The sequence below is a fragment of the Aggregatibacter valvarum genome, from assembly GCF_980468985.1.
In genome coordinates this window covers 1,580,057-1,594,716 of the sequence record NZ_OZ413141.1, presented here as the reverse complement: position 1 = coordinate 1,594,716, position 14,660 = coordinate 1,580,057, and the positions used below count along the sequence as shown (strand labels likewise).

The following is a 14,660-nucleotide window of genomic DNA, read 5'->3' as shown; positions in this document are numbered from 1 at the left end:
ACTTATTGAACTTGAACGGCAATCGCCTCGCCAAAACGTTTTTTCTGTGCAGTACGTTTGGTGCGGTCAATCACATCGCCGGCTAATTGTCCGCAAGCCGCATCAATGTCATCGCCACGGGTTTTGCGTACAATCACCGTCAAACCATACTCCATCAAGGTTTTCTGGAAACGGTCAATACGCGTGTTGGAGCTTTTCGCATAAGGCGCTTCCGGGAACGGGTTCCATGGAATCAAATTGATTTTACATGGCGTATTTTTTAACACTTCCGCTAATTGATGGGCGTGTTCCACATGATCATTCACATGATCCAACATGACATATTCTATAGTCACTTTGCCGTGGTTGGCGTTGGAAACGCTTAAATAGCGATTCACCGAATCAATCAAGGTTTTGATATTGTATTTTTTGTTTAGTGGCACGATTTCGTCACGCAATTCATCGTTGGGTGCATGCAAGGAAATCGCCAACGCCACATCGATCATTTTGCTTAAATTATCAAGCGCCGGCACCACACCGGACGTGGATAATGTCACACGGCGTTTAGATAAACCATAAGCGAAATCATCCAGCATGATTTCCATCGCCGGCACCACATTCGCCACATTCAGCAACGGTTCACCCATGCCCATCATCACCACATTGGTAATTGGACGCACACCGGTGACACCGAAATTGCCGATAATTTTCGATGCACGCCACACTTGCCCAATAATTTCTGACACCGTTAAATTGCGGTTGAAGCCTTGTTGCGCGGTCGAACAAAAAGTACAAGCCAATGCGCAGCCAACCTGTGAAGAAACGCATAACGTTGCGCGATCCGCTTCCGGAATGTACACGGTTTCCACTTGCTGATCGCCTACTTGCATCGCCCATTTAATGGTGCCGTCAGCAGAACGCTGTTCCACCGCCACTTCCGGGGCTTTAATTTCTGCCACGGACTTTAATTTTTCCCGTAACTTTTTATTTAAATTGGTCATATTGTCGAAATTGTCTTCACCAAAATGGTAAATCCATTTCACCAACTGATCGGCGCGGAACGGTTTTTCACCTAATTCGGCAAAAAACTCACGCATCTGCGCACGGGTTAAATTCATTAAATTGACTTTTTTTGCCGGTTCGGCAACAGCTTGCACTGATACTGTTTGTTCTGACATGGAGCCTCGTTATTACACATTACGGCGGATACCGAAATTTTTGGTGATATTTTAAACAATAGAAAAATAAGGGTGCGATTGTACTGATTTCGGTTTGATTAATCTAGCGATTTTGTATGCGCCATACAAACACCCAGAAAAATGACCGCACTTTTACGCGTGATCAAGCTAGGCGTTATCAATGGCAAAAGAGATCACCTCTTTAATGTGTTCCGCACCCATGGCAATCATCAATAAGCGATCCACACCTAATGCGACACCGGAACAATTCGGAATACCTGCCTGCAAGGCGGATAATAAGCGCGTATCAATGGCACGCACAGGTAACCCCATTTTTTCTCGTTGCAGATTATCTTGCTGAAAGCGTCTTAATTGCTCGCGTGCGTCAGACAATTCGTGGAAACCGTTAGCGAGTTCCAATCCTTTATAGTAAAACTCAAAGCGTTCTGCCACGCGCAAATCTTCCGAACTGATTTGCGCTAAAGCCGCCTGACTTGCCGGAAAATGATACACCACGACAGGCGCTTCCTGCCCAATTTGCGGCTCGACGACCGCACTAAATAAAAATTGCAGTAAGGTGTCGCGACTTTCATTTTCTGCACCCATTAACTGGTGTTTTTTGGCTTTTTCCACCAATTCGGCGAGATCAGCTGACAACGGATCCAAGCCAACATATTGTTGGAACGCAAATTGATAACTCATGCTTTCTGCCGGCGGACATTCCAAAATTTGTTGTAGTAAATCATCCACTTCGTTAATTAAGCGATACATATCAAAGTGCGGTCGATACCATTCCAGCATGGTAAATTCGGGGTTGTGTCGATTGCCCGCTTCTTCATTGCGGAACACTTTGCCGATTTGAAATATCGGGCCGCTGCCTGCCGCCAGCAAGCGTTTCATGTGATATTCCGGGCTGGTGGAAAGCCACAGAGTTTTCGACTGCTCACCAAACGGTGAAATAAATTCTGTACTGAAGGTGGCGAGATGCACATCGGTCACCCCAAATTCACTCAACACCGGCGTTTCCACTTCCAATAAACCACGATCGGTAAAAAATCGGCGAATTTCTTCAATTAATTTTGCACGAGTTAGCAAATTTTTAATGGAGGCGCTAGGTTGCCATTGAGTTTGTTCAAACATCGATATCCCTTTATTAAAGATAATTGCGAAAGCGTGATTGCGCATTTTAAAGCAAGTGAATCAAAATGCATAAACGAATCCTTTTTTCACCGCACTTTTATTGGTCTTTAGTTAAATCTTTGTTAATTACTTGTTATTTTAAAGACAAAAGATGAACAATTCGTATCGTGCGTTAACTTTTTTGAGGTAGATCACAAAATCGTAACAAAGTTGAGAAAAAAGATTTTCATCATAAAAAATAATGGCAAAATGACCTTACCCTAACAGCGCCAAAGAGCGATTTGGTGTTTTTATTATTGTCATTTCTTTACTTGGAGGAATATCGTGCAAACTGTGAATGTTGATATCGCCATTGTTGGCGCCGGTGGCGGTGGTTTACGGGCGGCGATTGCTGCAGCGCAAGCTAATCCCAACCTTAAAATTGCGTTAGTCTCAAAAGTTTATCCAATGCGTAGCCACACGGTTGCGGCAGAAGGGGGGGCAGCGGCGGTCATTAAAGAGGAAGACTCTTATGACAAACACTTTCAGGACACCGTCGCAGGTGGTGACTGGCTTTGTGAACAAGACGTTGTCGAATATTTCGTGGAGCACTCACCGGTAGAAATGACCCAGCTTGAACGTTGGGGGTGTCCTTGGAGCCGTAAGGCAGATGGTGACGTAAACGTACGCCGTTTCGGTGGCATGAAAATCGAACGTACTTGGTTCGCTGCCGATAAAACCGGTTTCCACTTATTGCATACGCTCTTCCAAACTTCTATTCAATACCCACAAATTGTACGTTTTGATGAACACTTCGTTCTTGATATTTTAGTGGATGATGGCCATGCTCGCGGAATGGTTGCCATGAACATGATGGAAGGTTCTTTAGTTCAAATTAATGCTAACGCCGTTGTCATCGCCACAGGTGGTGGTTGTCGCGCTTTCCGTTTCAATACGAATGGTGGCATTGTAACCGGAGACGGTTTATCAATGGCGTATCGCCATGGTGTGCCATTGCGCGACATGGAATTCGTGCAATATCACCCAACTGGCTTGCCGAATACCGGCATTTTAATGACTGAAGGTTGCCGTGGTGAGGGCGGTATTTTAGTCAATAAAGATGGCTATCGCTATTTACAAGACTACGGTTTGGGACCGGAAACGCCAATCGGTAAACCACAAAACAAATACATGGAATTAGGCCCGCGCGATAAAGTATCCCAAGCGTTCTGGCAAGAATGGCGCAAGGGCAATACCTTAAAAACCGCCAAAGGTGTGGATGTGGTGCATTTGGATTTACGTCATCTCGGTGAACAATATTTACATGAACGTTTACCATTCATTTGCGAACTCGCAAAAGCCTATGAAGGTGTGGATCCGGCGAAAGCGCCAATTCCTGTGCGTCCGGTCGTACACTACACCATGGGCGGTATCGAAGTGGACTTCAACAGCGAAACCCGAATTAAAGGCTTATTTGCCGTAGGTGAATGTGCTTCTTCCGGTTTACATGGTGCGAACCGTTTAGGTTCTAACTCCTTAGCCGAATTAGTGGTGTTAGGTCGCGTTGCCGGTGAATATGCGGCGCAACGTGCCGTCGAAGCCAAATCAGGCAACCAAAATGCGATTGATGCACAAGCTCAAGATGTCGTTAAACGCTTAAATGACTTATTCGCTCAAGAAGGCACGGAATCTTGGTCTGAAATTCGTGATGAAATGGGTCAAGCCATGGAAGAAGGTTGCGGTATCTATCGTACGCAAGAAAGTATGCAACAAGCCGTTGATAAAATTGCCGAACTCAAAGAACGTTATAAACGCATTCATGTTTCTGACCGTTCCAGCGTGTTTAATACCAACTTATTATACACTGTTGAATTGGGTTACATTTTGGATGTGGCGCAGTCTATTGCGAACTCTGCGATTGAACGTAAAGAGTCTCGTGGCGCGCACCAACGTTTGGATTACACCGAACGTGATGATGTGAACTACTTGAAACATACCTTGGCGTTCTATAACGAAAACGGTGCGCCACGCATTGAATACAGCCCAGTGAAAATCACGAAATCACAGCCGGCAAAACGTGTTTACGGTGCGGAAGCAGAAGCAGCAGAAGCAGCCGCCAAAGCAAAAGAACAAGCTCAAGCGGGTAAGGAGTAATAATATGGCCGAACAATCAATCATGAACGTTGAAATTCTACGTTACAATCCGGAAGTTGACAAAGAGCCACACTTGAAAACTTATCAAGTGCCTTATGACAGCCAAACCTCTTTACTCGATGCGTTAGGTTACATTAAAGACAAGTTGGAGCCGGAACTTTCTTATCGTTGGTCATGCCGTATGGCAATCTGCGGTTCTTGCGGCATGATGGTAAATAACATTCCGAAATTGGCGTGCAAAACTTTCTTGCGTGACTACAGTGGCCATATGCGTATTGAGGCTCTAGCCAACTTCCCGATTGAACGGGATTTAATTGTGGACTTAAGCCATTTCATCGAAAGCTTAGAAGCCATCAAACCTTATGTGATCGGCAACCAAGCGCCTGAGTTAGACGGTAAACCGCATCCGTCTAAAGAATTAGCGAAAAGTCGTACTAAACAAACGCCGGCACAATTGGAAAAATACCGCCAATTCTCGATGTGTATCAACTGTGGCTTATGCTATGCCGCCTGCCCACAATTCGGTTTAAACCCGGAATTTGTCGGCCCGGCCGTATTAACTTTAGGTCATCGTTATAACTTAGATAACCGCGACCACGGCAAAGCAGAACGGATGAAAATCATGAACGGCGAAAATGGCGTTTGGTCTTGTACCTTCGTAGGTGCGTGTTCTGAAGTGTGTCCAAAACACGTGGGCCCAGCCACCGCCATTAACCAAGGCAAATTAGAAAGCGCCAAAGATTACCTTATTTCCATGCTTAAACCGAAGGCGTAAGGGGAAAGATTATGACAACAACAGTAAGTAAACGTAAAAAATACGTTCGTGAAATTACGCCGACTTGGTGGAAAAGTTGGGATTTCTACAAATTCTATATGCTACGTGAAGCCACAGCGGTGCCAACAGTTTGGTTCAGCTTAGTATTGCTTTATGGCGTGATTTGTTTAGGCAAGGCAGATGGATTTGTCATGAATTTCATTCCGTTCCTACAAAATCCAATTGTCGTGATTCTTAACATCATTTCATTAGCGGCTTTATTGCTCCATGCCGTCACCTTATTTGATATGACAGGCGAAGTGATGTCAGGCACCACCGGTTTGCCGGCAAAACTCATTAAAAATGCTTTACGTGGCGCGTTTGTCGCCGTCACCGTATTGGCTTTAGTGTTAGTCTTTATCTAGGGGGAAATTATGGTTAATCAAAATCCAAAACGTTCAAACGAACCACCTGTCTGGTTAATGTTCAGTGCCGGTGGCATGATAAGCGGACTTGCTTTCCCTGTGCTCATTCTTATTCTCGGCTTATTACTGCCTTTCGGCTTAGTCAGCCCAGATAACATCATCGCCTTTGCCCATCATTGGATAGGGAAATTAGTGATTCTAGCCCTAACCATTTTCCCAATGTGGGCAGGCTTACACCGTGTCCACCACGGTATGCACGACATCAAAGTCCATGTACCGGCCGGCGGATTTATTTTCTACGGCTTAGCGACACTTTATAGCGTCATCGTGCTATTTGCCGTGTTCAACTTATAATGTCTCATCCTTAATAAAAAACTCCCGTTATCGGGAGTTTTTTGTTTCTACCTATTTCACAGCACGACATAAAGTCAAAGGCTATCTTGCGCAAGTGAATGGTGATAAAAGCGATCTGTCCAAATTTTGAAATTCAGACCAAAGTGCGGTCATTTTTAAATCTAAAATAGAGTAGCGTGTCAGTTTCTTTCTCTCCTTGTGTTTACTTCATCACTTTGAATATCTCACATTTACCTACTATTAGGTAATATATCGCCTTTTTAAATCCGATATAATTAGTCAGGTATTTTACTTAAATCGTAAAATCTCAATGTGTCTGACACAAATTATTAAGTTATCAATATTTTATTTTCTCAAGGAGTGATCAAATGGGACAGTACAAAAAGTTCTGGTACCTGTTAGTCGCCGTATTAATAGGGGCATTCTCTATTCTCGGTTACTACGGATTTGAAATCTACCGTGAAGCGCCACCGATTCCAAAACAATATGTGACGGAAAAAGGCGAACCGGTGATTACACATAACGATATTTTACACGGGCAAACCGCATGGCAAACCACCGGTGGTATGCAGTTGGGTTCTGTTTGGGGCCATGGTGCCTACCAAGCACCGGACTGGACCGCTGACTGGTTACATCGCGAGTTAACCAACTGGTTAGATATTGTTGCAAATCAAGAGTATGGTAAAAACTTTGCCGACTTAAATGATGACCAACAAACCCTCTTAAAAAGCCGTTTAACTAAAGAATATCGCGGCAGTAAAGTTGACGAAAACGGCACTGTTGTGCTTTCCGCTAATCGTTTAGCCGCCATGGATAAAACGGCGCAATACTATATTTCTTTATATGGTGATGATCCTGCGAGCAAAGTAACGCGTGAACACTTCGCCATGAAAGACAATACGTTGCCAAGCTTGGAAGCGCGTAAAGATTTAGCGAAATTCTTCTTCTGGACAGCATGGACTGCCTCTGCAGAACGTCCTAATACCCATGCGACGTACACCAACAACTGGCCGCATGAGCCGTTAATCAATAACGTGCCAACACCGGAAAACGTCATTTGGTCTATCGCTAGCGTTGTTTTCCTTATTGCCGGTATCGGTTTTGTGGTGTGGATTTGGTCATTTAAACGTCGTGAAGATGAAAAAGATCCTGTTGCACCGGAAGTTGACCCGTTAACCAAATTGCAATTAACGCCATCACAAAAAGCCTTAGGTAAATACTTGTTTACCGTACTTGCGCTTTTCTTTGTACAAGTGAATTTAGGGGCGATTGTGGCGCACTACACGGTTGAAGGTCAGGAATTCTATGGTTTAGATATTTCCCAATATCTTCCATATTCTTTAGTACGTACCTGGCATATTCAAGCAGCATTATTCTGGATCGCCATGGCATTCTTGGCAGGTGGTTTATTCCTTGCGCCGATTATCAACGGCGGTAAAGATCCGAAATACCAAAAACTTGGCGTAGATATTCTCTTCTGGGCGTTAGTCGTCTTGGTAGTTGGCTCCTTCACCGGTAGCTATTTGGCCATTGCGCACATCATCCCTGAAGAATGGAGCTTCTTGTTTGGTCACCAAGGTTATGAATTCATTGACCTAGGTCGTTTCTGGCAAGCCGTGAAATTTGGCGGTATCTTGTTCTGGTTAGTGTTAATGCTACGCGGCACCGTGAATGCGTTCAAACAACCTGGCGACAAAAACTTACTTGCCTTGTTCTTCGCCTCCGTTATCGCTATCGGCTTATTCTATGGCCCGGCATTATTCTACGGCGAACACACACACTTATCCGTAATGGAATACTGGCGTTGGTGGGTAGTTCACCTTTGGGTAGAGGGCTTCTTTGAAGTATTCTCCGTGGCGGCACTCTCTTTCATCTTCGTCAGTTTAGGTTTGGTTTCTCGCCGAACAGCAACTGTGGCAACCATCACCGAAGCGGCATTGTTCTTAATCGGCGGTATCCCGGGAACCTTCCACCATTTATACTTCTCCGGTGCGACAACGCCAATCATTGCGGTGGGTGCGTCCTTCTCCGCGCTTGAAGTTGTACCATTAGTGTTACTTGGCCACGAAGCGTGGGAACACTGGGCAATGAAACAAAAAGCGCCGTGGATGGAGCGCTTAAAATGGCCTATCTACTGCTTCGTTGCCGTTGCCTTCTGGAATATGTTGGGTGCGGGTGTATTCGGTTTCTTAATCAATCCACCAATTTCTCTCTACTATATCCAAGGGTTAAACACCACCGCAGTACACGCCCACGCGGCATTGTTCGGGGTATATGGTTTCTTGGCATTAGGTTTCGTGTTCTTAATCGCACGTTACTTGCGTCCAAACACACCATTCAATGACAAATTGATGAAATGGGGCTTCTGGTTGCTTAACAGCGGTTTGATCTTAATGATCGTCTCCAGCCTATTGCCAATCGGTATCATCCAAGGTTACGCAAGTATCTCTGAAGGCTTATGGTATGCTCGTAGCGAAGACTTCATGCAACAACCGTTATTCGACACCTTACGTTGGGTTCGTTTAGTGGGTGACGTTGTATTCATCTTTGGTGCGCTTGCATTCTTCTGGCAAATTTTCACCATGGTGTTCTTCAAACCAAAACGCATTGCTAACTAATCAACAAAGCGAAAGTTAGCCAATAAACAAAGACCGATAGTTTTCATGCTATCGGTCTTTTATTTCTCCCCTCGTAGCGTGCAACTTGTTGCACGAATAAACCCCTCATGGAACGTTATTTACCTCTTTCGGGCACTCGCGATTTCGTGCAACAAGTTGCACGCTACGATTTATGATTTTCTGGTAGCGTGCATCTTGATGCACGATCAAATCACGCACGGAACGAAATAAAGTGCGGTGATTTTGGCGTGTATTTTTTTCAACCAACGCATTATCAACCGTCAAGAGTGTTGTTCATTTCGTGCAACAAGTTGCACGCTACGATTTATGATTTTCCGGTAGCGCATCATCTTGATGCACGACCAAGCCACGTACAGAACGAAATAAAGTGCGGTGATTTTTAAAGGTATTTTTTCAACCAACGTATTATCAACCGTCAAGAGCGTTATTCATTTCGTGCAACAAGTTGCACGCTACAATTTATGATTTTCTGGTAGCGTGCATCTTGATGCACGACCAAATTACGCACGGAACATTATTTACCTCTTTCGGGCACTCACGATTTCGTGCAACACGTTGCACGCTACGATTTATGATTTTCTGGTAGCGTGCATCTTGATGCACGATCAAATCACGCACGGAACGAAATAAAGTGCGGTGATTTTGGCATGTATTTTTTTCAACCAACGCATTATCAACCGTCAAGAGTGTTGTTCATTTCGTGCAACAAGTTGCACGCTACGATTTATGATTTTCCGGTAGCGCATCATCTTGATGCACGACCAAGCCACGTACAGAACGAAATAAAGTGCGGTGATTTTTAAAGGTATTTTTTCAACCAACGTATTATCAACCGTCAAGAGCGTTATTCATTTCGTGCAACAAGTTGCACGCTACAATTTATGATTTTCTGGTAGCGTGCATCTTGATGCACGACCAAATTACGCACGGAACATTATTTACCTCTTTCGGGCACTCACGATTTCGTGCAACACGTTGCACGCTACGATTTATGATTTTCTGGTAGCGTGCATCTTGATGCACGACCAAGCCACGCATGGAACGAAATAAAGTGCGGTGATTTTTGCGTGTGTTTTTTCAAATAACGTATTATCAACCGTCAAGAGCGTTATTTATTTCGTGCAACAAGTTGCACGCTACGATTCAACTAATAAACAAAGACCGAGAGTTTTTACACTATCGGTCTTTTGTTATCGAGGAAATACGGTCAAAAACGACCGCACTTTCATTAAAGATTCCGCAATTTATTAGAATAGAGTACCAGGCAAAGCGCAATCACCATAATCAAAATTGCTCCGGCAAATAGGATGGTATCAACGGAGCTTTCGTGGTTGACGATAATCAAGCGCAACATCGCCGTTATCCCGGCGTAAATAAAATAGCGCAGTGGAAAATGATAGCCGCTTTTAAAATATTGCACGATTAAGCCGATAAATCCGAAATACAAGAAAAACATAACCGCTTGTTCCGCAACGTCGTAAGGCACTACGCTGGAGGTGTTTAACACCATCATCGCCAGTGAATACGTGATTTTAGCCAGCGCGATGATCAACACCAAAGCTAAGGCAATTAATGCACTGCAGAGCACGATTTTGAGGATACCGGTAACAACTTTAGGTAATTTTTCTAAGGATTGAGATTCTTCCATAATAGACTTCCTAATGAAATGAGGTGAGTAAAAACGCTGCATTCTAATGCAAGATGAAGAGAGGGTAAATAGTGTTGTAAAGGCTTCCTAAAAAATAAACCTATCTCCTTTCGTTTACGCTGCGTGAAAAGCGCACTACAATAATCGTTTAATCTCCCTTCTTTTTTTAAGGAATCTCATGCGCTACATTCTCATCGCATTATTTTTATGGAGCAGTTCTTTTGTCGCCGGTAAATACACCTACACCATGTTGGATCCGGTGTTGATGGTGCAATTGCGTTTATTGATTGCCACCATCATTGTGCTGCCGATGTTTATGCGTGTTTGGAAGCGCATTCCGAAAGGCTTACGTCCGCAAGTGTGGTGGTTGGGATTATTAAATTATCCGGTGATCTTTCTATTGCAATTTATTGGTTTAAGCCACACTTCGGCATCCAGTGCCTCAACGATGTTAGGGTTAGAGCCCTTCTTGGTGGTGCTGATTGGGCATTTTTTCTTTGGCGACAAAGCCCAAACCCATCACTGGATCTTTGGTTTAGTGGCGTTTATTGGGGTCGCCTTGTTAATTTATGGTGGTGAAGAAACGGGCAATATCAGCCTGTTTGGCTGTAGCTTGGTGCTGATTGCCGGGGTTGTTTTTGCTTCGTGTTTGCGTTGGACGCAAAAAGTCATCGTACAGCTCACGGCGCAAGTTTACACCACCAGTAGCATTGTGTTTGGCACGATAACTTGCCTTCCTTTCACCCTTTGGCTGACGGAAAGCTGGCAAATTCATTGGAATTGGCAAGGCATCGCAGGGTTACTTTATATTGGCGTTGGTTGTAGCTGGTTGGCGTATTATTTATGGAATAAGGGAATTAATAGCGTCGATTCCAATTTAGCAGGCATTTTGGTTTCACTCGAACCGGTATTTGCGATTTTGTTGGCGGTATTACTGTTAGGCGAGCATATTAGCCCACTATCTTGGTTGGGGATTTTGGCAGTTATTGCGACCACATTAATTTCCAGTGTGTATCCGCGTTTAATTCGGCGAGCGAGTTAAAAACGCGGTAAAAATGAACCGCACTTGAGCGTCTCTTCAAAGTGCGGTTTGTTTTTTGCGTATTTTTAAGCGATTCTGCCTAGAGGGCATTAGTATTTGACGACATGACCGTAGCCTTCAAGAATGGCTTTTATGTGTTCAAGCGATTCTTTTGTCGGGGGTTTTACGTCTTCTAATTCATATTTTTCGCCCATGGCTGCCCATTTATGTGCGCCAAGACGGTGATAAGGAAGAAGTTCTACTTTTTCAATGTTTGTCATGCCTTCGATAAATTGACCGAGTAAATGTACGTCATGGTCAGAATCTGTATAGCCAGGCACGACGACGTAGCGAATCCAAACCGGTTGGTTACGTTTTTGCAAATATTTGGCAAATTCAAGTGTGCGTTTGTTCGGTACGCCAATAAGATTTTGATGCACTTGATCGTTGAGTTCTTTCAAATCAAGTAAAACCAGATCCGTCACATCAATGAGTTCATCAATCACATGATCGTAATGACGCACAAAACCGTTGGTATCCAAGCAGGTGCTAATGCCTTCTTGTTTGCAGGCGCGAAACCAATCACGCACGAACTCTGCCTGTAAAATCGCTTCACCGCCGGACGCGGTCACACCACCGCCTGAGGCATTCATAAAATGACGATAGCTGACCACTTCTTTCATCAGTTCTTCCACCGTAATTTCTTTGCCACCATGGACATCCCAAGTATCACGATTGTGGCAATATTTGCAGCGCATTAAGCAGCCTTGCATAAATAAAATAAAACGAATGCCCGGACCGTCAACGGTGCCACAGGATTCATAAGAGTGGATTCTTCCTACAACTGACATATGTTCCTCAATAATGTGTCATGTGATTCGTTAAAAGTGCGGTCGTTTTTGCCAGTGTTTTTTTGAATGGTCTCGTCATGTTGATAAAATGAAATGTTCCTAAAAAAATCAGACCGCTTACCTTGCGGCAAGCGGCTGAAATATTAACACAGTTTTATCACGAAATTACATTGATTGTGTAAATGTACGGGTGATAACGTCTTGTTGTTGTTCTTTGGTTAATGAGTTAAAACGTACAGCATAACCGGAAACGCGAATGGTTAATTGCGGATATTTTTCCGGATTTTCCATCGCATCTAACAACATTTCACGGTTCATGACGTTGACGTTCAAGTGTTGACCGCCTTCTACTTCCGCTTCGTGGTGGAAGTAACCGTCCATTAAGCCGGCAAGATTGCGTTTTTGTGCTTCGTATTCTTTACCTAACGCATTTGGGACGATAGAGAAGGTATAAGAAATACCATCTTTCGCGTAAGCAAATGGTAGTTTAGCTACGGAAGTTAAAGACGCAACCGCACCTTTTTGGTCACGACCGTGCATTGGGTTTGCACCCGGTCCGAATGGCGCTCCTGCACGACGACCATCCGGTGTATTACCTGTTTTCTTACCATAGACCACGTTAGAAGTAATAGTAAGCACAGATTGCGTCGGAGTCGCGTTGCGATAAGTTTTGTGTGTTTGAATTTTCTTCATGAAACGTTCAACTAAGTCACATGCGATATCATCTACACGAGCATCGTTGTTACCGAATTGCGGATATTCGCCTTCAATTTCGAAGTCTGTTGCCACGTTAGATGCTACAACCTTGCCCTCTTTATCTTTGATATCGCCACGAATTGGTTTGACTTTCGCATATTTGATTGCAGCTAAAGAGTCGGCTGCAACAGAAAGTCCTGCAATACCGCAAGCCATAGTACGGTAAACATCACGATCATGGAACGCCATTAATGCAGCTTCATAAGCATATTTGTCATGCATGAAGTGGATGATGTTTAATGCAGTCACATATTGTGTTGCCAACCAATCCATGAAGCTGTCCATGCGGGTCATTACGGTGTCGAAATCAAGCACTTCATCTTTGATTGGTTCAGTTTTCGGACCAACTTGCATACCGTTTTTCTCATCGATACCGCCGTTGATTGCGTATAGCAAGGTTTTTGCCAAGTTCGCACGGGCACCGAAGAATTGCATTTGTTTACCCACTACCATTGGGGAGACACAACAAGCAATCGCATAGTCATCGCTGTTGAAATCCGGACGCATTAAGTCATCGTTTTCATACTGTACGGAAGAAGTATCAATAGACACTTTGGCACAGAAACGTTTGAAGGCTTCAGGTAATTTTTCAGACCAAAGGATAGTTAAGTTAGGTTCCGGAGATGGGCCCATAGTGTAAAGGGTGTGTAAAATACGGAAGCTGTTTTTGGTCACTAATGTACGACCGTCTAAGCCCATACCACCAAGGGTTTCGGTTGCCCACATTGGGTCACCGGAGAACAATTGATCGTATTCAGGTGTACGTAAGAAACGCACCATACGCAGTTTCATGACTAAGTGGTCGATTAATTCTTGTGCTTCTTGTTCGGTAATTTTGCCGTTTTTCAAATCACGTTCGATATAAATATCTAAGAAGGAAGAAATACGACCGAAAGACATTGCCGCACCGTTTTGTGATTTCACGGCGGCTAAATAAGCGAAGTAAGTCCATTGAACGGCTTCGTGTGCATTAGTTGCCGGGTTGGAAACGTCATAGCCATAAGAGGCAGCCATTTCTTTAATTTTGCCTAAGGCACGATGTTGTTCGGCAATCTCTTCACGTAATTGAATGGTGGCTTGAATATCTTCGCCACGTTCTAATTTAGGTTGAAGTGAGTCGAATTGTTTTTTCTTATCAGCCATTAAATAGTCGATACCATAAACGGCTAAACGACGGTAATCACCGATAATACGACCACGACCATAAGCATCCGGCAAACCGGTTAACACACCGGATTTACGGCAACGAAGAATATCTGGAGTATATACATCAAATACGCCTTGGTTATGGGTTTTACGATATTCGGTGAAAATATGTTCTACTTCTGGATCTAATTGACGACCGTAAACTTCACAAGAGCCTTTAACCATTTTGATACCGCCGTATGGCATAATGGCACGTTTTAATGGGGCATCAGTTTGAAGACCAACGATTTTTTCTAATTCTTTGTTGATATAGCCAGGTTTGTGAGAAGTGATAGTTGATGGGTTGTCTGTGTCAAAATCTAACGGCTCGTGCGTTTTGTTTTCGATTTTGATGCCTTCCATGACTTTATCCCACAACGCAGTTGTTGCAGGGGTTGCATCGGCTAAGAAAGATTCATCACCTTCATACGGTGTATAGTTTTTTTGGATAAAGTCACGCACGTTGACTTCATTTTGCCAGTCACCACCGACAAAACCTTCCCAAGCCTTTTGTTGAGCTTCTGTTAATTGAGTCATAACATTCCTCTTTTAGATTATTGATAAAAATAAACCTGTCTAGGAAGGAAATAAACGACG

The 14,660-nt window shown here is 43.8% G+C and carries 11 protein-coding genes; 6 read left to right on the top strand and 5 right to left on the bottom strand.

All coding sequences use genetic code 11. The features are described 5' to 3' along the window. Positions 1-2: 2 nt before the first annotated feature. Together rlmN and epmA are read right to left on the bottom strand one after the other, a co-directional pair. Complete coding sequence (rlmN, locus tag AC30SF_RS07505) at positions 3-1,157, bottom strand: dual-specificity RNA methyltransferase RlmN (protein WP_209364414.1); 1,155 nt, start codon at positions 1,155-1,157, stop codon at positions 3-5. A gap of 168 nt (positions 1,158-1,325) precedes the next feature. Next, entirely contained in the window at positions 1,326-2,297 is a 972-nt protein-coding gene (gene epmA, locus AC30SF_RS07500; RefSeq protein WP_296026163.1) for an elongation factor P--(R)-beta-lysine ligase, read from the bottom strand. A 324-nt stretch (positions 2,298-2,621) separates the two neighbouring features. On the opposite strand from epmA, the gene frdA reads away from it, so the two are divergent. The 5 genes from frdA to AC30SF_RS07475 all read left to right on the top strand — a co-directional run bounded on the left by frdA (position 2,622) and on the right by AC30SF_RS07475 (position 8,581). Beyond that, positions 2,622-4,430, top strand: coding sequence for a fumarate reductase (quinol) flavoprotein subunit (gene frdA / locus AC30SF_RS07495; protein ID WP_021615987.1), 1,809 nt, complete (start codon positions 2,622-2,624; stop codon positions 4,428-4,430). Positions 4,431-4,434: 4 nt separating this feature from the next. After that, positions 4,435-5,205 carry a succinate dehydrogenase/fumarate reductase iron-sulfur subunit gene (locus AC30SF_RS07490; protein WP_065295345.1) on the top strand — a complete coding sequence of 257 codons (771 nt, stop codon included), beginning with the start codon at positions 4,435-4,437 and terminating at the stop codon, positions 5,203-5,205. Between the two features lie 11 nt (positions 5,206-5,216). Next, the gene (gene frdC / locus AC30SF_RS07485) at positions 5,217-5,609 is read left to right on the top strand and encodes a fumarate reductase subunit FrdC (protein ID WP_021615989.1); all 393 of its coding nucleotides are present in this window, start codon (positions 5,217-5,219) and stop codon (positions 5,607-5,609) included. A 9-nt stretch (positions 5,610-5,618) separates the two neighbouring features. After that, a complete protein-coding gene (frdD, locus tag AC30SF_RS07480; protein WP_448757488.1) occupies positions 5,619-5,963 on the top strand; it encodes a fumarate reductase subunit FrdD in 345 nt (114 codons plus the stop codon). Between the two features lie 368 nt (positions 5,964-6,331). Further along, complete coding sequence (locus AC30SF_RS07475) at positions 6,332-8,581, top strand: nitric-oxide reductase large subunit (protein ID WP_489608046.1); 2,250 nt, start codon at positions 6,332-6,334, stop codon at positions 8,579-8,581. Between the two features lie 1,249 nt (positions 8,582-9,830). Here AC30SF_RS07475 and psiE read toward each other — a convergent pair. Further along, positions 9,831-10,250, bottom strand: coding sequence for a phosphate-starvation-inducible protein PsiE (gene psiE / locus AC30SF_RS07470; protein ID WP_376922972.1), 420 nt, complete (start codon positions 10,248-10,250; stop codon positions 9,831-9,833). Positions 10,251-10,428: 178 nt separating this feature from the next. Here psiE and AC30SF_RS07465 point away from each other — a divergent pair, with 178 nt between their 5' ends. Beyond that, positions 10,429-11,292, top strand: a complete 864-nt coding sequence (locus AC30SF_RS07465) for a DMT family transporter (RefSeq protein WP_021615996.1) — start codon at positions 10,429-10,431, stop codon at positions 11,290-11,292. Positions 11,293-11,381: 89 nt separating this feature from the next. Here the strand turns inward: AC30SF_RS07465 and pflA are convergent, their stop codons facing one another. Continuing rightward, positions 11,382-12,122: a pyruvate formate lyase 1-activating protein gene (pflA, locus tag AC30SF_RS07460; protein ID WP_489608045.1), complete on the bottom strand. Its 741-nt coding sequence runs from the start codon at positions 12,120-12,122 to the stop codon at positions 11,382-11,384. Positions 12,123-12,287: 165 nt separating this feature from the next. Beyond that, positions 12,288-14,600, bottom strand: coding sequence for a formate C-acetyltransferase (pflB, locus tag AC30SF_RS07455; protein WP_489608044.1), 2,313 nt, complete (start codon positions 14,598-14,600; stop codon positions 12,288-12,290). Positions 14,601-14,660 lie beyond the last annotated feature (60 nt).

Coding starts and splice junctions, on each gene's coding strand:
- rlmN (WP_209364414.1), bottom strand. CDS start 1,157: ATGTCAGAACAAACAGTATCAGTGCAAGCTGTTGCCGAACCGGCAAAA.
- psiE (WP_376922972.1), bottom strand. CDS start 10,250: ATGGAAGAATCTCAATCCTTAGAAAAATTACCTAAAGTTGTTACCGGT.
- AC30SF_RS07490 (WP_065295345.1), top strand. CDS start 4,435: ATGGCCGAACAATCAATCATGAACGTTGAAATTCTACGTTACAATCCG.
- frdD (WP_448757488.1), top strand. CDS start 5,619: ATGGTTAATCAAAATCCAAAACGTTCAAACGAACCACCTGTCTGGTTA.
- AC30SF_RS07475 (WP_489608046.1), top strand. CDS start 6,332: ATGGGACAGTACAAAAAGTTCTGGTACCTGTTAGTCGCCGTATTAATA.
- frdC (WP_021615989.1), top strand. CDS start 5,217: ATGACAACAACAGTAAGTAAACGTAAAAAATACGTTCGTGAAATTACG.
- epmA (WP_296026163.1), bottom strand. CDS start 2,297: ATGTTTGAACAAACTCAATGGCAACCTAGCGCCTCCATTAAAAATTTG.
- pflA (WP_489608045.1), bottom strand. CDS start 12,122: ATGTCAGTTGTAGGAAGAATCCACTCTTATGAATCCTGTGGCACCGTT.
- AC30SF_RS07465 (WP_021615996.1), top strand. CDS start 10,429: ATGCGCTACATTCTCATCGCATTATTTTTATGGAGCAGTTCTTTTGTC.
- pflB (WP_489608044.1), bottom strand. CDS start 14,600: ATGACTCAATTAACAGAAGCTCAACAAAAGGCTTGGGAAGGTTTTGTC.